Genomic DNA, 21,837 nt, shown 5'->3' on the forward strand with positions numbered 1-21,837 from the left:
GGATGACTATGCTGATGCTTCTTGCTTCTTACGAGCATGGGCAAGCTTGGACTTGCGACGAGCCGCTGCATTCTTATGGATGCTGCCGCGCTTGACTGCCTTGTCGATTTTACTAAATGCAGCTGACATGGAAGAATCAACCGCTTGCTTCTTCTCCTCATCAGAAGGATCTGCAGCATACGCGTCTAGAGCAGCGTAGTAGGTCTTGGTTAGGGTTTTAACCGCCGACTTGTAGGACTTATTACGTAGACGATTGCGCTCCGCAACTTGGATGCGCTTCATCGCAGATTTAATGTTTGCCACTATTTGCCAGTGTATTTTTGTCAGGATTCCGAATTATAACATCAAAGAGCATGCACAAGGGCTTGAACTGTCATAATCTGATTGGGCTATCCGGCTGACCCTCACTAATCCGCGCTAAGCTATAACAGTCATACTCCTCCCACTCTCGCCACCCGCCTCAATGTTGCGAACTTTGTACAAGATCAGCGAAGCGCAGGCTGAACTCCAGCGTATTTGCGATCGCATCCATACCGATCAGGTGGTTGAACAAGAAGCCACCGTTCGAGAAATCTTAAACGCCATCCGACAGTCAGGGGATGAGGCACTCTTGCACTATACTGCCAAGTTTGATGAACAAACCCTGACCCCCCAAACCCTTCGCATTAGCGGCGCGGAAATTGACACCGCCTACCAGCAAGTTTCCGGTGACTTGCTCCAGGCCATTCGCCTTGCCTGCAAGAATGTCAAGGCTTTCCATCAACAACGCTTGCCTAAAAATTGGGTCACCTTTGAAGAAAACGGCGTTGTCCTGGGTAAACGTTATACCCCTGTTGCCAACGCCGGAATCTATGTACCAGGCGGCCGAGCCTCTTACCCGAGCACAGTGATCATGAACGCCATTCCTGCCCAGGTAGCAGGGGTGGAACGTTTAGTCATGGTTACCCCCACCCCCAAAGGTCACACGAACCCAGCAGTGTTAGTCGCAGCCCAAGAAGCAGGGGTGCAAGAAATCTATCGAGTGGGTGGCGCTCAGGCTATCGGGGCATTGGCCTACGGCACAGAGACCATCCCCAAGGTGGACGTTATTAGCGGCCCTGGGAATGTCTATGTCACCCTGGCTAAAAAGCAGGTTTATGGAACCGTTGGCATTGATTCCTTAGCGGGTCCATCCGAGGTACTGATTATTGCTGACCACACGGCTAATCCTGTCCACGTTGCGGCAGATCTGTTAGCCCAAGCCGAGCACGATCCTATGGCTGCGGCTATCTTACTGACAACAGATAGCAAACTAGCCGATAAAGTTGTGGTTGAAGTCGACCGCCAGTTAGCAGGCCACCCCCGCCAAATCCTCACCGAAAAAGCAATCGCCCATTACGGCATCGCCATCGTCGTAGAATCCTTAGAAGAAGCTGCCCAACTGTCCAACCAGTTTGCCCCCGAGCATTTAGAACTTGAAGTTGAAGATCCTTGGGCACTGTTAGAAAAAATCACCCAAGCAGGCGCAATTTTTCTGGGTCATGACACACCAGAAGCTGTGGGTGACTACCTGGCAGGCCCCAATCACACGTTGCCTACGTCTGGAGCCGCTCGCTACGCGTCCCCCCTGAGTACTGAAACCTTTATGAAACACTCCAGTTTGATTCAGTATTCAAAATCTGCCCTGCTCAATGTTGCAGGGGCCATTGATGCCCTTACCAATGCTGAAGGTCTACCTTCCCATGGGGATTCGGTGAGATTGCGCGTAGAAGAGTAAATTTACTGCTCAAAACCTATGGGGTCTCTTTTGATTGGCGGTTTTGCATTGCCATAAATAATTGTAATCTCAGCAAACTGGTTGCCTGAGCGATGTTAAGGGGCAATGTGGACACACCTTCTAAGCGAGACTGTACCCAGCCATCCCCCCAGTACCACTCGTGAAAACCATCCACACCTCGATGGAGCAAAAATCGGATGGCATTATCCGAGCATTCATCAACTGTGTGATCAATCTGAATGGGGCCAACGTAACTAGAAAAGGTTTGCCCTACCCCTAACGGTGCCTTAAAGCTTTCAGAAAACTGCTGTGGCCAGAGCCACTGACGAAGCTGATCGGGCTGGGTCAACCCTTGCCGCAACTGAGCCATGGTCGCATCTATTTCAATCCTGAGGGTGCTTTGTTGATAAATCCCAAACATATCTTGAGTACTACTTTCTAGCGATATAGCAGGTGATAAAACTCTAAATAACCGACAACCTGACGCGACGGCTCTACCTACTACAATATTAAGTATTCAAAAGCGTTGCTGATCCTCAAACGAACTTAATCTGAGAAGTTTGGACAAGTCACGTTCAGTTCAAATAGATTTATTTCGCCCATCGGCAGCGGAGCAAAACTGTAGAAACAAAGTAAAACCATGGCGGATCAGCTCATTCGAGCAGTAGCAGCAGATGGCGGCATCCGAGTTGTTGGAGCCATCACCACCCGTTTAGTCGAAGAGGCCAGGACTCGCCACAAGCTTTCTTACGTTGCCACGGCTGCCCTAGGCAGAGCACTAACAGCTGGCACACTTCTAGTTTCTAATATGAAACGAGAAGATTCGCGCATTAATATTCAGATTCAAGGGGATGGACCCATTGGCGGTATTCTTGTTGATGCCCGGCTAGACGGTAGCGTCCGGGGTTATGTCTCTAACCCGTATGTAGAGTTACCCCCCAATGCCCAAGGCAAACTTGATGTGGGTGCAGCAGTGGGGCGCAATGGCTATCTCTACGTCGTGCGTGACTCGGGTCTGGGTTATCCGTATTCCAGCACAGTGGAATTGGTATCAGGGGAGATTGGCGAAGATCTCACCCAGTACCTGGCCACATCAGAACAAACACCGTCAGCCTTAGTTTTAGGTGTATTCGTCGACAAACACGGCGTAGAAGCAGCAGGTGGCTTGCTCCTTCAGGTTTTACCTCAGGTATCCCATGATGAGCGCCTGATCTCCACCTTAGAATCTCGACTGGCATCCTTACCTGGATTCACCCCCATGCTACGGGCACAAAAAACGCTACCTCAAATCATTGAGGACCTGGTGGGAGATATGGGGTTAGCCATTTTTCCGGAGAGCCAACTCCTACGTTTCCACTGCCCCTGTAATGGTCAGCGCATGCTATCTGCCCTCAAACTACTGGGCGAAGATGAGCTCCAGGATATGATCGACAAAAGTGAGCCTGCTGAAGCCATCTGCCATTTTTGTGGAGATACCTATGAGGCTCAGTGCGATCGCTTAACCGAGTTGCTAGCTGAACTCAGATTGGAAAATGCGAATCGAGCATAATCATTTCGCCATACGCTGGTAGGCGGCAGCAACAGCATCGTCGCCGCCAACGTTACCGGGAAATAGGACAACGGGCAAATTTGGAAACTGTGGGTGCTCAGGCCCCGCTGTAATCACCGAAACCCCTGGAATAACCTGACCTAAAAGCCTGGCAGATGTTAGAGCTAGGCCTTTGCTAAGGGTATCGTTAGAGGTAATGCCACCCTTACTGATCAAAAAACCCAGATCCGTAGGCAGGCCACGCACAATATCCATGAGTAGGTGAGAAACAGCTTCACCAAACGCCAAACGAGTGGCCACATCGGCGAAGGTAAGTTCTTTGCGGCTGGTATAAACCACCGCTGTTGTCCCCTGAGCGTAGAGGGTGTTCACCTGGGCCAAGATTTCAACTACCATATCCTGCGCTTGGTCAGGATTCTCATTTAACCGAGAGACATCAACTTCTACACCAGTTACCCCTGGCTGCTTGAGAAGATACTCCAGTTGCTGAGTTGTTTTTTTAACGTGAGAGCCCACTAAAATCACACCCGGTTTATGGTTACAGGTGTAGCGTGACATCTCACTCGGGCCAGCCGGTTGTACGGGTAAAGCAGCGAGAGATGTGAGCAAGCTAGCAGCACTGCGAAAGAGAAACTTTTTACCTTGGGCGGCGGCGGCCAATAGGTCTTGGGAAAACTGATCGAGATCAGCCTGGTTTTGGGCATCAACAGCTACGCAAACATTGTTACTCAGCTGCATTAAGCGCTCCATTGTATTCTGGCGAATCACATCCAGGGTAAACCGTTTCACCTGATCGGCAACAATCTTGCCAGATGTCTTTTCGGCGACATAATCAGGCAAGTAGCTATAGCTATAACCAAATACTGAATCCTTAGCGAACTCAGTCTCATGAACAGGGATGCGTACGCCATCGGTTTCAATATAGTGGGTGCTATCGAGAGTAATACGTCCTGCTTCAAAAAATGCTGGCACCATAAAATGGGCGTCAAAGGGACCCAATTCTGACGCGATCACATCGGTTTCGAGGGGATAGTGGCCGCGCAGGGTCGAATCTGAACGACTGACCACCAAATACTCTTGTGTGTTGGTTTCAACCAGTGCCTGTTTTAGGTTCTGACAGACTTCACGGGTGGTACGCTCTGCTTCAGCAGGGGTGAGCGAACGGGTATTGGCCAGAATAAAGAAAATGGGAGATGCGTCTAAGAGGCCTTGTTTTAGGGTGGTCACATCCCATTTCAGTAACAGTAAACAGCTATGAACTGTTTGAGAACCGGTGGGGTCGTCGTCGATAACAATAATTTTGGGGCGGCGGGAATCAGGCATGGGGCAACAGCATACTGGTAGATTAACTCGAACAGGGTGGTGGGCAGTGCCCACCTTAATATTACTCAGCCGATTGAGCCGGTTGAGCAGCTTTGAGGTTGTCTAGCAATTCTCCAAAGCTCTCGGGGGGAACACCAGGGGGAATGAGCAAACCACCGATTAAAAAACTCGGGGTACCGCGTAGTTTCAGTTGTCCAGCTAGAGCCAGGTCGGCATCGATGGCGGCTTGGGCAGCATCGCTGTTGCGATCGCGCTCAAATTGTTCCATATCCAACCCCATTTGCTCAGCTAGCTCCACGTATAGCTCATCTCCTAATCGTTCTTGATTGGCAAAGAGGCCTGTGTGATAAAGCCAGAACTGATCTTGCTGAGCAGCAGCCCATGACGCCTTAGATGATGGCACTGCTTCTGGATGAATACTGGTGAGGGGGAGATGCTTGTACACGTAGAGCACCTCTTCACCGCGTTCTTCCACAAAGTCTTTCATATGGCCCGCTGCAACAGCACAAAACAGACATTCAAAATCGGAGAACTTGACCACCACCACTTCAGCATCAGGATTACCTTTAGTGGGGGAGCCGCCAATAAATGTAGCCCGATCCATGGATGATAGAACCTGATTGACCTCATCCTGACGTTTGCGCCATTCCGCTTCGGCGGACTCAAGCTCAGCTTCAGTTGGGGGGGCTTCCGCCTGTTGCTGGGTTGCGGGCTGTTCCGCCGCAGAGGGCTGTGCTGAATCAGTCGCAGAGGTACAGCCAATCGGAGCGAGCAAAGTAGCGATCGCAACTGTGCGCATCAAGACGTTTTTGAATGCCATGGGAAAGGACTGACAGTAGCAACTCACTAACGCTAACACTTTGGTTTATTGTTGGGGAAATTGAGGGGAGTCATCAGGAGGTGTGAGCTATGGGTAATGCTAGACAAATCAAGTTATTGGTAACCTTAGGCGACATGGCCGGGATTGGGCCAGAGGTCGTGCTTAAAGCATTACCTGTGGTGCAACAGACAGCACAGCTCACATTGGTAGGAAATGAGCAACAGTTGATGGCCTGTAGCAAACGGCTAGGGCTACCGTTGACAGACCATCCAATTATCGATGTCCCCTTGGCAGCCGATCAAACGATCCGTATCGGTCAGGGTGATGCTGTCAGCGGCGATCTTAGTTTTCGCAGCTTGCAAACAGCCATTGGTTATTGCTTAAAAGATGGCTATAGTGGTGTGATCACAGCTCCCATTGCCAAATCAGCTTGGTTGGCAGCAGGTCACCATTACCCAGGTCAAACAGAACTACTGGCAGAAATGGCGGAGGTCACGCGGTTTGGCATGTTATTTGTGGCACGGTCACCCATGACTGATTGGACCATGCGCACCCTGTTGGCAACCACCCATATCCCTCTGCGTCAGGTGCCTGAGGTGCTGACACCTGAGGTGCTGACCTTGAAACTGGAACTACTATTAAAATGTTTAGAACGGGATTTTGGGGTAGAGAACCCAAAGGTTGCGATCGCAGGTCTCAACCCCCACAGCGGTGAACAAGGGCAAATCGGTCGAGAAGAAATAGACTGGCTAATTCCTTGGCTCAACAGTCAACGACAGCGATTTCCCCATGTAACTTTAGAAGGTCCAGTACCACCAGATACACTGTGGGTAAGCCCAGCAAAAGCCTGGCATCATTTGGAACAACAGGCCCACCATGGCTACTTGGCTTTGTATCATGACCAGGGATTGATTCCAGTCAAAATGTTGGCGTTTGACCAAGCCGTAAATACCACCATTGGTCTGCCTTTTATTCGCACTTCCCCCGATCATGGCACCGCCTTTGACATCGCTGGTCAAGGTATAGCTCGACCCGATAGCATGGTAGCGGCTATCGACCTTGCCATTGAATTAGCAGTACAACGCCAAGTCAATGGCCACAATTAATCAATGGCTTTTGGTGTTAAAAAAAGCACATAGGGTAACGAGAGAAATCCGTCATTTCCCTGGAGCTTTTTGGGACGTTCTATATAGGGACACGTATTTTTTTAGGCAATTTTACATGTAAATAAAAAACCCAAAAATCAAGCAAATTCAGTGGTTCAAAGTGGGATTTGATCTGTACAATAGCGAGTGACATACAAGTTTTGTTTCAAGGAACCTTAGGGGACTATCTAGTCCCCTTTTTCTTAGTCATTTTAGAAACCACTAAGAAATTGCCAGACCGAAGTAGGTTCTAGAACTGTATTGGAAAAGATGTATACAACCTTAAATTACGCTTACCGTCCTTTCAAGCTGTAACATGACACGTCAACCTAGACTTTGAACAGGTTGGGCATGTATGCCAAACTGCTGAATGCATATCTCCACAGGAGAGGCTACGCCAACAGCAGTTTGCTGCGCACATAGCTGTTATTATTTATAGCCTTCAGCAATAACTGTTATTGGGGTTGAGATAATTCTTCTAAATGAGCTGACACACCTGATGTAGTATTAGCCAAGCTTAAAAACTCACTACAAGAGAAGGAGATGAATCTTGCTGAGCTTTAGGAGAAAGATATAGTAAGTTTTCACACGTCGTCTGTATACTCATCGACTTTCACGTTTATCGTCCCAAATATCGATAAGATCTTTGAAAATACTGAGAGACTCGCAAAGTTCTAAATCATTGATTTCGTGAGAGTCTCTTGGGCTCTGCCTCTTCAAAACAATCCTAACTGCTGAGGTGGCGATTGAATCAACGACCAAGGCAACGGCGGCACATCCACACCTGCTTTTTCTAGCTGCTCCTGAAAATAGCGAGCAATGGCTGGTGACTTTGCTTCGTGGGGACAATGTACAAAAAAATAAACCGAGATACCTTGAGCTAACCAATCTCCTACCTGCTGCACCCAGCCTTTTAAAAAATCACGATTGCGATCCAGATCAGGGTGACTGATGTAGCGCACCAGCACCAATGGGGCAGTCGCTGCTGGCAGCAAAGGAACCCGAGGCTTTTTACGTTCAGAGCGTAGTTGCGGGTCCTCTGCTAGATTACTCCAGGTATAAATCGGACGAGTGTCCAACAAGACTCGACCTACACTCCATCGAGTTAATAGCTCGTCTAGCCGCTCTAAGTGAGGAGATTTAAACCAATCTAAATGACGGACTTCTAACGATAAAGGACATTGCTGATGAGGCCAGTTCGCCACAAACTTAGACAAGTCTGCAAACAACCTGGGGCTATATCTCGGCGGCAGCTGTGCAAATATTGGCCCCAGCTTTGACCCCAGCCCCTGCATCAATGTGAGGAAATCCAGAGCAGCAGACCGTTGCGGCATTAACTCACCACTGTGGGTGACTGTACGAGGCAGTTTTGGACAAAACCGAAATGCATCAGGCGTATTTTCAGCCCAGCGCTGCACCGTCTCTGATATCGGAATTGAATAGAAAGTGGTATTGCCTTCAACGCAGGTCATGCGATCGCCATAGAGACGCAAAAAATCGCTAGCACGACTGCCCTTCGGATAAAAATCTCCGAGCCATTCCCTACAAGCCCATACGGCACAGCCGATGCGAAAATCTGCCAATTGTTCTGTTCCTAAAAGCGTTGAATCCCAATTCTGGTGAGCTATTCCCACCCTATGCCACTTGGGTTAAAAGAAGGTCAAGCTGGCCTTTGCTATCAAGAGCATACAGGTCATCACAGCCACCAACGTGATGATCATTGATAAAAATCTGAGGCACACTGCGGCGCTGATTAGACCGTTCCGCCATCTTGATACGGGCTGCCTCATCACCATCAATTTTATATTCCGTAAAATTCACCCCTTTCCACCACAGCAGTAGCTTGGCGCGGATACAGTAGGGGCAGATCTGCCATGTATAGATTTCCACATTTGCCTTTACAGTATCAGGGTTGCGACCTAGCAAACGGTTGAGCAATTCCATGGTGTGCGTCCCTAGACAATAGATCTGCACTAACGTCGTATTCACAGCGCTAGTATCTATATGGTAAATCTTTTTTAGGTGGTCGAAACTCTTTGCAAACCCTTGACAATAATGATACCGAATAGATCAGTACTGGGATATGAACTTAAACACGACCAGGGCATGATCATCGTCACAACTCAGACTAAATTTCCCTGGCACAATTAAGTCATTAAGGAATAACGCTTACTGCGGCTCCCACTTCGGTGGGGGCCCTTTTTGTATGCACCCCAAATGGGAGCATGCCAACTAGCATTGTGTAGGCTGAAGTACTTCAATATCCTGATTAATTGACACAACTCAGGACTTTTTTCCTCATCTATCAAATCTTGATAAGTATGTCGGTAAATCTTCGGTAGGCTGAGGGCTGCCCTAATTAACATGAGTCTATGCCCGGTAGCAGCTATGACATTGAATCAGCGCTGTCAGAACGTGATCCTCAAGTAATCGCATCGTTAATGCCCAAGTGGGAATGGTTTTACAACCATTACTTTCGTACCCGTACCGATGGCTGGCACCATGTACCCAAACAGGCTCTATTTGTTGGCTCTCACAATGGCGGACTGGCGGCCCCTGATCTATTAATGATGATGGTGGACTGGTTTCGCCGCTTTGGTTACGAGCGACCGATGTATGGCCTAATGCATGCCAAAATCTGGCAGGTGAATCCTGATTTGGCAAAGCTGGCTAGTCAATGTGGTGCTGTACCGGCTCAACCTAAGTTTGCGATCGCAGCTCTCCAACGCGGTGCCAGCGTCCTGGTTTTTCCAGGTGGAGCCCAAGACGTCTTTCGTCCCCACCGCGAGCGACACCAAATCCAACTGATGGGACGTACCGGTTTTATCAAACTTGCCCTCAGGGAGCGCGTCCCCATCGTACCGGTGATTTCCACAGGTGCCCACGACACTTTTATAGTTCTGGAAAACTGCTACGAACAAGCCAAATGGCTTAACCAGCAAGGTCTTCTACCCTGGTTTCAAGACATCGATCCAGAAGTTTTTCCAATTTATCTAGGGCTCCCCTGGGGCTTGGCCCTTGGCCCCTTGCCCCATATTCCATGGCCCAACCAAATCCAAACCCGTGTGTGTCCTCCCATTATGTTTGAACGCACAGGTCGTGCTGCTGCCCAGGACAAGGCATATGTTCAAGAATGCTATGGGCAAGTTGTCGACCAAATGCAACAAAATCTTGACCAATTAATTGAAACGTAAGGAGGGCCGACAGCAACTACCCTCCAAAACAAATATCTATTGGCAGTTGCTGGGTGGTAAGGCAGGCCCGGCATTTATACGAGAAAAATCATTGAGTTCCAGGGTAGCGCTAGCGTAATAGCGCTTACCTTCATCACCACGGGTACGACGCACCCGCAGAAATGTAGCCGGTCCCCAAAAAGTAAAGTCTTCGCCCAGGTCACGGGTAACACCATCAAACGGATAGGCTTGCCCGCTCACCGTGTTACCACTAACTCGGCCAGTTACACAGATAGCTTCGCCATCAATGTAACTATAGGACCCAATAATCTCATCGCCTGTCTTGCGAAAAACAAACAGAACGCCACCTCGACTCAGTAACTCCTGCTCAGAATAGGCCCGATCCTCAGCGGCCCCTGAAACATACCGATAATTACCATCAGCAAGGCCAGCAATCGTGTCATAAAACGTCGGGGGTGTAGCAGCAGGGCTACCAGTAGAGCTACCAGTAGCACCACTGGGGGCTGGACTATCCAGATCAGGCAGCTCTGAACGAGATCGAGTACCACTGAGATCAGGTAGTTCTGCCGCAGCGGGCGGGCGGGGCTCAGGACGAGCCACTGGACGAGCAACCGTCTCAGCACGACAAATCAACGTACTATTAACGGGCGCAAACCCTTCTGGATCATCAAATCCAACCAATTCTTGATAGTACGTATCATTGGTTAGCAACAGCTGTCGCACCCGATCAATAGACTGATTTGGGAACACCAATGTTCGCTCTGAGGTAAGAACAGCTTCTACGGGACCAGGAACAAATGTCCCCAATTGCTCATAAGATACTTCGGTTGTCCCCTCAGCTTCCCTTAGGGTGATAAACGTCCGCATTCCCAATGGATTAGGCGCACCTGTACTAGGGTCATAACTGCAAACAATGATGGGGCCAGGCTGTGCTTGTAGTGGTTGGTTAATGGCATCTTTACCTATAACAGTTGCAATGGAAGCGAACAATGCTAACGGGAATACATGCTTACAGCGACCAACCATGGAAAATAGCTCTCTATAGACAACGGCTCAAACCAATTTTCCAACCAGAACCGTACCTTGAGTTAAGGCATAACAGACTAATTGGAGACTAAAAGAATTCTATGGGTTAAAGGCCACCTGGTAATGTTCAACGGACAATGTTAGTGAATGCATCCGCGCCATTGCTGATTCAAAGGATAAATCGATCTATAAAACTTGCCACTAGCTCAAATTGGATAGACGTAACCATACCGAGGATCAGCCATGCCCATCCTAAATATAGCCACCTTGCAGACCTAGACAGAAAAGCCTACTCACCATGAAGCTTGCCCATCGTTTTGAAATACTAGAAGTTCTGGATCAAGGTGGCTATGGCATTACCTATCGGGCAATTGACCATCACCAGCCCAGTCACCCCCAATGCGTAATTAAGCAGCTGATCCACACTAGCCCCAAAGTTTTAGGAATGTTGCGCCAAGAGGCCAACACCTTAGAAAAAATAGGTGTACATTCTCGTATTCCGAAGCTCCTGGCTTACTTCGATGAGGGCAATAAGTTCTACATTGCTCAAGAAATGATCCATGGCCATGACCTGCGACAAGAAATCAAGACAAGCAACCGACTAGACGAAAGCTACGTCACAAAATTGTTGAAGGATATTTTGACTGTGCTGGCATTTGTTCATCAGCATCGAACCATTCATCGCGATATTAAGCCAGCCAATTTGATTCGCCAAACCAATAACGGCGACATCTGCCTGATCAATTTTGGGGTGGTCAAAACCCTAAGCAACAGTCAGATCGATCACAACGGCAAGATAACAACCACGGTCAAAGTTGGTACAGCGGGCTATACTTCTCCCGAACAAGCACGGGGTAAACCCTGCTACGCCAGTGATCTCTATTCCGTTGGCATGGTAGTGATTGCGGCACTCACCAACATTCATCCACAACAATTAAATATTCATCCCATCACGCATCAGGTGCAATGGGCTAATGAGACTATTAGTCCAGCCCTTGAAACCTTTATTAAACGACTCATAGAGCCTAATCCCAAAAACCGCTATAAGACTGCGGTCGAAGCTCTCAAAGCGCTTGAAAGAACAATTACAGGCATTCGCGTTGGGCAAGATAGCCGCCTGCCAACCCATGTTGCGGCGGGCGTCTTACCACCGGTAGATGCTAAACCGACAACAAAACCTGTGAAATTAATCCCACCTAAGATTATTTTAAAAGTCATAGGTTTTGTCACAGCAGTTTTGATCGTGCTCGGGTTTGGCGTCAAAGGTTATCAATGGGCCGCCTATAACATCAGTCGAAAATGGGATACTGTGACCGCCGCCCCGAGAGGCTATGATGAAGCCAAACGAGGAGAGTTGGTAGCCCTGTTAGACGACGGCAGCATTCAAGCCAGGCCTGATATGGTAGACGCTTTTTGGAGCATGGTGGCTGCAGCCAAAAACGAAGGTGTTGAACTACTTCCTTTAGCAGGATATCTCTCGTTATCTGAACAACGTCGACGGCTTCAAGAGAGAACAGATATAGATGTTAACCAGTGGCTTAAAAAAAGTGATTATCATACTGGGTATGCCGTGGCCATTGGCGACAAAAACGCTGATGAGAGTACTGACTGGGACATTAGTTTTAATCAGACCGATGCATATCGCTGGCTGAAGCGATATGCAAAAAACTATGGTTTTGAGCTGTCATATCCCCAGGGTAATCCGGCAGGAGAAGATGAACCCTGGCATTGGCGATACAGCAAGGGGTTACGATAAGCGGCTGCAATAGAAATCTCAAGAGATAAGTCAACCTGTCTGTATAGTTCGCCTTCGAGCGCATAACAGGTATCATAAAACCATCTTGTTGTGTCGTTTATTAGAAATGTTGAAGATTAAATAACCAAAAGTAAATTTGGGACAGGAACCTGCTTAAATCAAGAACACTAGAAAAGATTGGGGCAATTAACCGTTCTTTTCTTAACTAATCTAAAGTTTTCAACGTATGAGAGATCCTGCTCAAAGGCATGCGTATTGGCGTGCCAACATTACCCTTATTCTAGCGCTACTGGCGGTTTGGGGATTTGTATCCCTAATCTGCAGCATTTTGTTGGTAGACATCCTCAATCAGATTCAGTTTTTTGGTCTACCGCTTGGATTCTGGATTGCGCAGCAAGGTTCAATTCTCACCTTTGTGGTGCTGATTTTTGTCTATGCCTATCAGATGGATAAACTCGACAAGCATTATCGAGCTCAACAACTTAGTAAACGTCATGCAAGTATTGCTGAGCATGATGTAAGGAGGGAACATGCCAACTGAGGTTTGGACGGGCTTGTTTGTCGCTGCATCATTCCTGATGTATATCTACATCGGATGGCGTTCTCGCGTTCGTGATAGTAAAGGCTTTTATGTGGCTGGGCAAGGTATTCCCGCTCTTGCCAATGGGGCTGCTACTGCCGCTGACTGGATGTCGGCAGCATCGTTTATCTCCATGGCGGGTCTCATCTCGTTTATGGGTTATGACGGTTCGATTTATTTGATGGGTTGGACCGGTGGCTATGTTCTTCTGGCGTTGTTGCTAGCGCCCTATCTGCGGAAGTTTGGCAAGTACACAGTGCCTGATTTTGTGGGCGATCGCTACTATTCCAAATGGGCTCGTCTGGTAGCTGTGGTAGCCGCGATCTTTGTGTCACTCACCTATATCGCGGGCCAAATGAGGGGGGTCGGTATCGTCTTTAGCCGCTTCCTACAGGTGGATGTAAACACAGGCGTGTTTATCGGCATGTTGATTGTCGGCTTTTTTGCTGTTCTGGGTGGCATGAAGGGTATTACGTGGACGCAAGTTGCCCAATACTATGTGCTGATTATTGCCTACATGATTCCGGCGATTGCGATCGCACTCCTCCTCACCGGTAATCCTGTTCCCCAGTTCGCCATGACCTTTGGCGACATCAGCACCAAACTAAACCAAATCCAGGTGGATTTGGGCTTTGCCGAATACACCCAGGCCTTTGCCAACAAATCTATGTTGGATGTGCTGGCCATCACCATTGCCTTAATGGTAGGCACCGCTGGTCTTCCCCATGTAATCGTGCGCTTCTACACAGTTAAGAACGTGCGTTCAGCAAGATTCTCTGCAGGCTGGGCCTTGTTGTTTATTGCCTTGCTTTACACAACAGCGCCTGCGTTGTCGATGTTTGCCCGTTATAACCTGGTCAACACATTGCACAATGCCACTGTTGAAGAGGTACAACAGCTGGACTGGGCACAAAAGTGGGAAAACACGGGCCTGTTAGCCTTTAACGACAAAAATCAGGACGGTCGGTTTCAGCTCACTTCTGAGGAAACCAGCAATGAAATCACCATTGATCGCGACATCATTGTGCTCTCCACACCAGAGGTGGCTAAATTAGCGCCTTGGGTAATTGCCTTGGTTGCCGCTGGTGGTCTTGCCGCTGCGCTATCAACGGCCTCAGGTTTATTGCTAGTGATTTCTAGCTCCATCGCCCATGATGTCTACTATCGATTAATTAATCCAGAAGCTTCAGAAAAGAAACGGGTGTTTGTAGGCCGTGTGATGGTAGGGTTTGCCCTGGTAATTGCCGGATATTTTGGCATTAATCCGCCTGGCTTTGTCGGTCAGGTGGTAGCCTTTGCCTTTGGCTTAGCCGCAGCCAGCTTCTTCCCCGCGATTATCTTGGGTATTTTTGACAAGCGCACTAACCGTGAAGGTGCGATCTCAGGTATGCTTGTCGGTCTGATTTTCACCTCGTTCTACATTATCGGTGTGAAATTCTTCGGCATGCCCACCTGGTTCTTTAATATCTCCGCTGAGGGTATTGGCACCTTGGGTATGATTCTTAATCTGATAGTGACACTTGTTGTTTCCCGCTTGACACCGCCACCACCACTTCACATTCAAGAACTGGTGGAAGATTTGAGATCTCCCGAAGACATTCTTGGAGATGACCCTGCTATAGCTGCATAACCAACACTGTTATGGTCTGCATCTAAAGGGCCCAAAAAGGTTTCTAAGATTTTCTTGGAAACCTTTCTCGCTTTTTAGACATAAGGGTTGAGAACCTTACGCCAAGATCTCCCCATAGATCAGAAACATACAGGATAATAAATTTGACAATAAAGATGCAGGTGTTTTGACTCTTTTTTCAGCTTAACCTAGCGTTTAGGCTCACACACCACTCGAAAGCCACAGGAATTGCTACGCCCCACTTGAGTGTTTTTATCACGGGCAGCTGATCGACAGAAGTGCGTATCGTTAAACCATGAGCCACCGCGCATTACCTTAGAAGCAGTCGCATTACCCGACAGCCATTTATTAGCATCGCTTGGAGCACCTTCATAACTCTCGTGATAATCATCGGAACACCATTCATGAACATTGCCATGCATGTTGTATAGGCCAAAAGCATTGGGCCAGAAGCTGTCAGCTTTTACTGGGTTGTTGCGATAGTTCTCTTCATAGTTTTCAGTAAAGGAGAAGTCTGCAAAAAAGTTAGCAATTTCTGTTGTTAAGGCTTCACCAAAAGAGAATGGGGTTGTTGTTCCAGCACGACAGGCGTATTCCCACTCAGCTTCACTGGGTAATCGATAGTTACGCCCCGTCAGCTCACTCAGTTGCTGGCAAAATATATCCGCATCGTCCCAGGTAATCTGCTCTACTGGCAAATCGGCCCCATCTTCGCCTTGATCATCTGTAAAGTACGACGGATTGTTGCCCATGACAGCCTCATACTGCCGCTGGGTAACCACAAAAGCTCCCAGGTAAAAACTAGGCACCTGAATCGAACGCTGAGGCCCTTCTTGTTCTTCACGTTTAGGCTCGGATGGTGGAGACCCCATTAGAAACTCGCCAGCCGGTATTTGGACCATACGGAGAGGGAGTACTTTACGCAACTGCCGACGTAGAAGAGGCTCATCAAAGTAATCAACCCTGATAGACGGTTCCGCAGTGATCTGGCCATTCGAATCGACTTGAACCGTCTTCAACCCTCGGCTTTTTAGAGGCTGCCCTGTAGGCGTGATGGTCGCCGCTGCATTTTTACAGCCTACGGTCACCACAGCCGTTGCGGTTGACACACCTAAAAACTTCAATGCTTTACGCCGTGAGCATTGATACTGAAGACTGCGACTGCTCCAAAAAGGATTATGGCAAATACGACTATCCTGGGTCAGGGCAGCCATGCTAGCCCCGCCTATTTGTTTGATGACCTGGTAACGACGACTGCCTGACATAACTCCTTAAATAAGGACACCCTTCTCAGTGATCCAATACCAGATAATTCGCTCGTTTTTTCGGCAACACTGAACTAGTAAGGTAAAAAAACCAAAACCCAATGCATTTGTGAAGTTTTACAAATGCATTGTTATCATCACATACTCGGTTTATATCTGGAACTGCTTGGCATAGAAGCTGGCATAACGTCCCGATTGCTGTAACAGTTCAGCGTGGTTTCCAGATTCGATAATACGACCTTTTTCCATGACTAGGATGCGATCGCACCGTCTTACGGTCGCCAGCCGATGGGCAATTACAAACACGGTCCGTCCATGCATTAACCTCTCCAATGCTTCCTGCACTAGCGACTCTGACTCTGCATCGAGGGCAGAAGTTGCCTCATCTAGAATTAGAATCTTTGGATCAAATAAAACGGCTCGTGCGATCGCAATTCGCTGCCGCTGCCCCCCTGACAAATTCACGCCCCGTTCGCCGACCCAGGTGTGGTAGCCCTGGGAGAACTGACTAATAAATCCATGGGCATTAGCTACCTTTGCCGAAGCTTCCACCTCTGCCAGATTAAAGTCTTGTTGACCAAAGGCAATATTTTCGGCAATCGTCCCAGAGAACAAAACGTTTTCCTGGGGCACAATCCCAATCTGACGACGCAGACTTTGTAGTGTCACCTGACGCACGTTGATACCATCGATCAAAATTTCTCCCGTGGCCACATCATAAAAACGCGGCAACAGATTTACTAAAGTAGTTTTGCCGGCCCCTGATAGGCCCACCAAAGCAATAGTTTGGCCAGGTTCTGCAGAAAGGTTCACCGCATCTAACACCGGCTGGTTGGCTTCATAGGCAAAGCTAACATCGCGATAGTCCACTTTCCCTGAAACCGTCGGCAGCGATTTTGCATGGGGCTCATCCTGCACTGAGGGCTTGAACCGCAACAGCTCTAGCACACGGTCTATGGACGCTTCTCCTTGCTTAAACTCATTGAAATTTTGAATCACATGATTGACCGGATCAATCAGCAGTAACGCATTGATCACATAGGTGCCAAACCCTTCACGGGCCAAATTGCCAAGGCTAATCTGCCAGGTACCGACGAGCAACAAAATCACAATCATGCCGGCATAGAGAAACCCAACAACCGGAAACTGTACTGCCTGCAACCAAGCCACAGAATAGCGGGCATCACGATTGTTGGCGGAGGCCTTAGCAAAGCGATCAATTTCATAGTCTTCAGCTGCAAAGGCTTGAACTAAGCGAATACCGCTAAAAACTTCCGCCACCTGAGAAGAGAGATCGGCAACTTTGTCCTGACTGCGACGGGCAGCGGTCAGCATCTTTTCGCCAAACCAGCCAGATAAGACTGCCAGCAACGGAATCAGGATCAAGGCCGTCGCCGTTAGCTGCCAGTTGAGATAGATCATGTAGCCAAACACCACCACCAGCTGTAGCGTAGAGGGCACAAAATCGTGGAATAGCTTGTAGACAACCTCGCCAATGCGATCCACATCTTCGGTCAAGCGATAGGCCAGATCGCCCGTTTTAGTTTGTTCGAAGTAGGTCAGACTGAGGGTTTGCAGATGGCCATAGACACGGGTACGCAGCTGATGGGCAACACGAAATGCAGCCTTCGCCATGAGGGAGTCTTGGCCATACTGAGCCGCTTTTTGGATGAGCAAACCGATCAGGGTAAGCGCAGCAACTTTACCAAAGGCCGCAACTTGTCCCTGCACCAGGGTGGAAATAGCCAGACCACCTAGCTTGGCAAGAATTGGCCAGTAAATGGTGAAAATCAGGGTGCAGATAAAGGCAGGAATTAAGATTGCCTGCTGACGACGAATGTAGGGCAGCAGCTGCCAATAGTTGGGGCGATTATCCAAGGCGTTTTGAACCAATAGGCGTGTCATGGATTACGCTACCAGGTTCCGGGCGGGTACAAGACACCGCCCCTACCGTGGTTAAATACCGTGGTTAAAATGAACGCACATTGGAGACTCGCACATCATTATGCCTACCGTCATCGTCGCTACGGGTAACCCTGGCAAACTCAAAGAAATGCAGGTGTATCTGACACCCCTGGGCTGGGATTTGCAGCTAAAGCCCCAAGAAATTGATGTGGATGAGACAGGGATAACATTTATTGAGAATGCGCGGCTCAAGGCAAGGGAAGTTGCGATCGCAACCAACCAATGGGCCATTGCCGATGACTCAGGGCTGCAAATTAATGCCTTAAACGGTGCACCAGGTCTCTATTCAGCCCGATATGGCAAGGATGACCAGGATCGCATTAATCGAGTTTTGCGGGAGTTAAGCGGCAGTGAGGACCGTAGTGCTCAGTTTGTCTGTGCCCTGGCCCTCGCCCGCCCCGATGGCACCATCGCCCTCGAAACAGAAGGCATCTGTCCTGGGGAAATTCTGACCGAGCCCAAGGGTAGCAACGGTTTTGGCTACGACCCTATTTTTTACGTCCCGAGCCAGGGTAAAACCTTTGCAGAAATGAGCGACCCACAAAAAGAAACCCACAGCCATCGGGGTATTGCCTTTGCTCAAATTATGGAGCAACTGAGGCAATTGCCAATGCCCTAAGCAAACAAGTTGAAGTTAGGGCCATCAAAAACAAGTACAAATGAACCTACAATATACTGAGGCTAGCGTTTGAATTCCCGAAACCTATGGTTGCCACGTCCACCAAACTGAGCATTCGTTGGGAAAAGCTACCCAAGCATTATGTTCTACCGGATGACCCTGTGGACAATATCAGCCAACCCTTTATTGCCGCTGCGTTGAGTGAAAGTCTTTCTATTGCTGGTCGGATTTCGGAAACAGCCCTGATAACAACCAACTATGGTCTCTGTGCCACAGTCAATGACAAAACCGTAGTCAAAGCTCCTGATTGGGCATTTATTCCCCACATCACCGTACCTAGAGCAGATATCGAACGAAGTTATACCCCATATCTAGAAGGTGATCCGCCCACAGTGGTGATGGAGTTTCTGTCAGCTACCGAGGGAGGTGAATACTCCATTAAAGCCACCTATCCACCGGGTAAATGGTTCTACTATGAGAGCATTCTCAAAGTGCCCTATTACATCATCTTTGAGCCGACCAATGGTAGCCTCGAAGTCTATCGTCTGGATGACGCCAATGGGTATCAACTACAGATGCCTGATAACCAGAATGGCTACTTGATAGAAAATATGGGTCTTTCCCTGGGAGTGTGGGAAGGTATTCGTGAAAATCGTTCAGGTTATTGGCTACGGTGGTGGGATACCCAGGGACAGTTACTGCTTTGGGGCAGCGAGCTATCTGCCCAAGAGCGCCAACGAGCAGAACAGGCTGAGAAAACTCGAAATGCAGCCGTTCTTAAGTTACTATCCATGGGACTAACCACTCAACAAGTAGCTGAAGCGTTGACCCTATCTGAAAAAGCTGTCATTTCAATACAGGCCTCTAATTAACCCTGTGTCAGCAGCAATAAAAAGCTGCCTTCTACTAAGAAGGCAGCTTATATGAGTAATTCGATAACTTTTCGTAACGAAAAGGGCTTTCTTTATTCTTCGCCAAACATGGATTGAATCTGGCCCAGTGCAGCTTGGAAAATGTTAAAACCAGCCCAGCCCGCAGCTAGGGCAATGGGAGCAAGTACAGCTACAACCCGGAAATCAATGTCCATTACCGAACCTCCTGCGGAGAAAAACGTTTTATGTAAATACTTATATATAATATTCTCATAAACTAGGCGCAGTTTGAAGTGGGGATAAGATCTTCGCCGAAGGTTAATGAGTGGTGAAAGGAGCGGGAAATAGGGTTAGCCCCATGGGTGTACATGGCTTTTTATGTAGATAATTTTATTTAGAGCGGGTCGCAAAACCAAACACCTCAAGCATCTCAGGTTTGACAGCGGACGCTTCCGTTCACAACATCAAAAAGGTTCATAAATCATTTCTATAATTACTATGACTAACCGGCCTGTCGCCGCTATTACCGGAGCCTCTAGCGGTATTGGTAGTGCTATTGCCACTCGCCTAGCGGCGGATGGATATGACTTAGCCTTGTGTGCCCGTCGTCAGCAGCGTCTGACAGAACTAGCCGATACGTTATCGCAGCAACATGGGGCCGCAGTGTTAACTCAAAGCGTTGATCTGCGCGATGAATCCCAAATTTTGGCCTGGTTTAGCGCGATCGCAACCCGCTTTAACCACCTCGATGTGCTGATCAACAACGCTGGTCTCGGCTATCAAGAATCCCTCACCAGCGGCAGTACCGAAAAATGGCGCGAAACTCTTGATGTTAACGTTATTGCCCTTTCCATCTGCACCCGCGAAGCCATTAAGCTAATGCAAAACCTTGGCAAAGACCAGGGTCATGTTGTCCACATCAGCTCCATGTCAGGCCATCGAGTTCCCAGCAGCGGCATGTACTCCGCCTCTAAGTTTGCCGTACGTGCCCTCACAGAAGGACTACGTCAGGAGCTCCGAGCAGACGGCAGCGCCATTCGCATCTCATCCATCAGCCCTGGCTTTGTGGAAACCGAGTTTGCCGAAAAATACTCCGGCAGTCGAGAACAAGCTCAACAGGTCTACAATCAATTTCCGGTACTCCAGCCCAATGACATTGCTAATGCCATTGGCTATGTCCTCAGCCAACCCGACCATGTACAGGTCCATGACATCTTGCTAAGGCCAACTCAGCAATCGAGTTAGAGGGCATAGACATCAAAGTCTGATGTGGATCGGTGGATCGGTGAATGGGTAGATGAGTGGATGGGTTTTAGTTGTAAGCGTCTTAGGCTGTTTCCATCCACTCAATACATGTCTGCAACTCGCTTGCCATGTTACTACTGTGGAAGCGACGACCGTGCCCCGGCAGAACCCATTCAAACGAGTAATCGGTCAGGCGCTTCATGGATTTGATTTGCTCGTCCCAGGAGTACCAACAATAACGCCGGAAACCGTAGAGGTGCTCCAGGTAAGCCGACCAGGCCAGGTGATCGCCTGTGAACAGAAATTTGTTCTGATACAGCAGTACGGTATGGCCTTTACTGTGACCAGGGACGGGCATGATGGTGATATCTGGTGCTAGTTGGTAAGGGTCCTGTCCCTTAAGCTGAATTTCGACGGATTGGGTATCGCTGGTGATATCGTCCTGGTGGAGAATGCGATCGCAGCCAAAATGCTCCTGAAACTTGGCATGATCCGCCACATCATCCCGATGGGTGAGATAGAGGTATTGCACCCCACCCATAGCCTCCAATTGTTTTACTAAAGGTGGGGTAAACCGAGGAGAATCAATCAGAACATTTCCCTCAGGCCGTTGAATAAAATAGCTGGCCGCCGCATAGGATTTCTCGGAATGATAGCCACAATGATAAACATTGTCCTCAATTAGATCCGGCAGTTGCTCCTGGGCCTGTTTAATATCCTTGGGTGTAGCCGCCGTCCCAATCGATGCGGTAGGACACGACAACAATGCTTTTAACGCTTGAATCCGCTGCTCTGTAGTTGTCGGTTGAGCATGCACCGCCGACATCTCTCCATCTCGACCAAACACCTCAGGAGCCATCCAGCGGCAGGTATCGCAATCGATACACGTAGTATCAACAAAAAAGTCACCTTCTACATTCTCTGGACGACGAGCTTTAAGCTGAGCCATAACATCACCATTTGTTATAGTTCCAGTTTAGTCAATGCATTAGAAACTGTTTAATATATATAGTCATCCGTCTTGATTCTTGAGGGTAGATCGGTATGATCTGAGAAATTGTATTCATCAGAGCATGTTCCCCCCGTATCGTT

At 48.6% G+C, this 21,837-nt stretch carries 21 protein-coding genes; 10 read left to right on the forward strand and 11 right to left on the reverse strand.

Features of this window, described 5'->3' with window-relative positions:
* Positions 1 to 6 precede the first annotated feature (6 nt).
* On the reverse strand, positions 7 to 303 hold the full coding sequence (gene rpsT / locus DXZ20_RS30750; RefSeq protein ID WP_163666563.1) for a 30S ribosomal protein S20: 297 nt from the start codon (positions 301 to 303) through the stop codon (positions 7 to 9).
* A gap of 160 nt (positions 304 to 463) precedes the next feature.
* Here rpsT and hisD point away from each other — a divergent pair, with 160 nt between their 5' ends.
* On the forward strand, positions 464 to 1,756 hold the full coding sequence (gene hisD, locus DXZ20_RS30755; RefSeq protein ID WP_163666561.1) for a histidinol dehydrogenase: 1,293 nt from the start codon (positions 464 to 466) through the stop codon (positions 1,754 to 1,756).
* Positions 1,757 to 1,772: 16 nt separating this feature from the next.
* On the opposite strand, the gene DXZ20_RS30760 is transcribed toward hisD, so the two are convergent.
* Entirely contained in the window at positions 1,773 to 2,177 is a 405-nt protein-coding gene (locus DXZ20_RS30760) for a hypothetical protein (RefSeq protein WP_006516608.1), read from the reverse strand.
* 219 nt (positions 2,178 to 2,396) lie between these two features.
* Between DXZ20_RS30760 and hslO the strand changes: the two genes are divergently transcribed.
* Entirely contained in the window at positions 2,397 to 3,305 is a 909-nt protein-coding gene (gene hslO / locus DXZ20_RS30765) for an Hsp33 family molecular chaperone HslO (RefSeq protein ID WP_163666557.1), read from the forward strand.
* Here the strand turns inward: hslO and DXZ20_RS30770 are convergent, their stop codons facing one another.
* Positions 3,306 to 4,628, reverse strand: a complete 1,323-nt coding sequence (locus DXZ20_RS30770) for a four-carbon acid sugar kinase family protein (RefSeq protein ID WP_163666555.1) — start codon at positions 4,626 to 4,628, stop codon at positions 3,306 to 3,308. It abuts the gene before it with no gap.
* A 61-nt stretch (positions 4,629 to 4,689) separates the two neighbouring features.
* On the reverse strand, positions 4,690 to 5,448 hold the full coding sequence (locus DXZ20_RS30775) for a DsbA family protein (RefSeq protein ID WP_163702722.1): 759 nt from the start codon (positions 5,446 to 5,448) through the stop codon (positions 4,690 to 4,692).
* Positions 5,449 to 5,537: 89 nt separating this feature from the next.
* Between DXZ20_RS30775 and pdxA the strand changes: the two genes are divergently transcribed.
* Entirely contained in the window at positions 5,538 to 6,554 is a 1,017-nt protein-coding gene (gene pdxA, locus DXZ20_RS30780; RefSeq protein WP_163702723.1) for a 4-hydroxythreonine-4-phosphate dehydrogenase PdxA, read from the forward strand.
* 755 nt (positions 6,555 to 7,309) lie between these two features.
* On the opposite strand, the gene DXZ20_RS30785 is transcribed toward pdxA, so the two are convergent.
* Complete coding sequence (locus tag DXZ20_RS30785; protein ID WP_163702724.1) at positions 7,310 to 8,176, reverse strand: DUF72 domain-containing protein; 867 nt, start codon at positions 8,174 to 8,176, stop codon at positions 7,310 to 7,312.
* Between the two features lie 52 nt (positions 8,177 to 8,228).
* Entirely contained in the window at positions 8,229 to 8,537 is a 309-nt protein-coding gene (gene grxC / locus DXZ20_RS30790) for a glutaredoxin 3 (protein WP_163702725.1), read from the reverse strand.
* A gap of 428 nt (positions 8,538 to 8,965) precedes the next feature.
* Here grxC and DXZ20_RS30795 point away from each other — a divergent pair, with 428 nt between their 5' ends.
* Entirely contained in the window at positions 8,966 to 9,787 is an 822-nt protein-coding gene (locus DXZ20_RS30795; RefSeq protein WP_163666544.1) for a lysophospholipid acyltransferase family protein, read from the forward strand.
* A gap of 36 nt (positions 9,788 to 9,823) precedes the next feature.
* Here DXZ20_RS30795 and DXZ20_RS30800 read toward each other — a convergent pair whose 3' ends face one another.
* Positions 9,824 to 10,813, reverse strand: coding sequence for a hypothetical protein (locus DXZ20_RS30800; protein ID WP_163666542.1), 990 nt, complete (start codon positions 10,811 to 10,813; stop codon positions 9,824 to 9,826).
* Between the two features lie 298 nt (positions 10,814 to 11,111).
* Between DXZ20_RS30800 and DXZ20_RS30805 the strand changes: the two genes are divergently transcribed.
* The 3 genes from DXZ20_RS30805 (at position 11,112) to DXZ20_RS30815 (ending at position 14,779) form a co-directional block, all read left to right on the forward strand.
* Positions 11,112 to 12,569: a protein kinase domain-containing protein gene (locus DXZ20_RS30805; protein WP_163666541.1), complete on the forward strand. Its 1,458-nt coding sequence runs from the start codon at positions 11,112 to 11,114 to the stop codon at positions 12,567 to 12,569.
* Positions 12,570 to 12,795: 226 nt separating this feature from the next.
* On the forward strand, positions 12,796 to 13,110 hold the full coding sequence (locus DXZ20_RS30810) for a DUF4212 domain-containing protein (RefSeq protein ID WP_163666539.1): 315 nt from the start codon (positions 12,796 to 12,798) through the stop codon (positions 13,108 to 13,110).
* Positions 13,100 to 14,779 (forward strand): sodium:solute symporter family protein, encoded by a 1,680-nt coding sequence (locus DXZ20_RS30815; RefSeq protein WP_163666537.1) that lies wholly within the window; start codon positions 13,100 to 13,102, stop codon positions 14,777 to 14,779. The genes DXZ20_RS30810 and DXZ20_RS30815 overlap by 11 nt, the downstream gene beginning before the upstream one ends.
* Positions 14,780 to 14,967: 188 nt before the next feature.
* On the opposite strand, the gene DXZ20_RS30820 is transcribed toward DXZ20_RS30815, so the two are convergent.
* Entirely contained in the window at positions 14,968 to 16,044 is a 1,077-nt protein-coding gene (locus DXZ20_RS30820) for a formylglycine-generating enzyme family protein (RefSeq protein ID WP_163666535.1), read from the reverse strand.
* A gap of 150 nt (positions 16,045 to 16,194) precedes the next feature.
* Positions 16,195 to 17,949 (reverse strand): ABC transporter ATP-binding protein, encoded by a 1,755-nt coding sequence (locus tag DXZ20_RS30825; protein WP_163702726.1) that lies wholly within the window; start codon positions 17,947 to 17,949, stop codon positions 16,195 to 16,197.
* A 100-nt stretch (positions 17,950 to 18,049) separates the two neighbouring features.
* On the opposite strand from DXZ20_RS30825, the gene rdgB reads away from it, so the two are divergent.
* A complete protein-coding gene (gene rdgB, locus DXZ20_RS30830; RefSeq protein WP_163666531.1) occupies positions 18,050 to 18,628 on the forward strand; it encodes an RdgB/HAM1 family non-canonical purine NTP pyrophosphatase in 579 nt (192 codons plus the stop codon).
* Positions 18,629 to 18,714: 86 nt separating this feature from the next.
* Positions 18,715 to 19,500 (forward strand): Uma2 family endonuclease, encoded by a 786-nt coding sequence (locus DXZ20_RS30835; RefSeq protein WP_163702727.1) that lies wholly within the window; start codon positions 18,715 to 18,717, stop codon positions 19,498 to 19,500.
* Between the two features lie 92 nt (positions 19,501 to 19,592).
* Here DXZ20_RS30835 and DXZ20_RS30840 read toward each other — a convergent pair whose 3' ends face one another.
* Positions 19,593 to 19,715: a photosystem II protein Y gene (locus DXZ20_RS30840; RefSeq protein ID WP_006516626.1), complete on the reverse strand. Its 123-nt coding sequence runs from the start codon at positions 19,713 to 19,715 to the stop codon at positions 19,593 to 19,595.
* Between the two features lie 283 nt (positions 19,716 to 19,998).
* Between DXZ20_RS30840 and DXZ20_RS30845 the strand changes: the two genes are divergently transcribed.
* Entirely contained in the window at positions 19,999 to 20,745 is a 747-nt protein-coding gene (locus DXZ20_RS30845; protein ID WP_250565042.1) for an SDR family NAD(P)-dependent oxidoreductase, read from the forward strand.
* A gap of 82 nt (positions 20,746 to 20,827) precedes the next feature.
* On the opposite strand, the gene DXZ20_RS30850 is transcribed toward DXZ20_RS30845, so the two are convergent.
* Positions 20,828 to 21,694, reverse strand: coding sequence for an MBL fold metallo-hydrolase (locus DXZ20_RS30850; RefSeq protein WP_163702728.1), 867 nt, complete (start codon positions 21,692 to 21,694; stop codon positions 20,828 to 20,830).
* Positions 21,695 to 21,837 lie beyond the last annotated feature (143 nt).

It is taken from the genome of Adonisia turfae CCMR0081 (genome assembly GCF_011009555.1).
Lineage (GTDB): Bacteria > Cyanobacteriota > Cyanobacteriia > Phormidesmidales > Phormidesmidaceae > Leptothoe > Leptothoe turfae.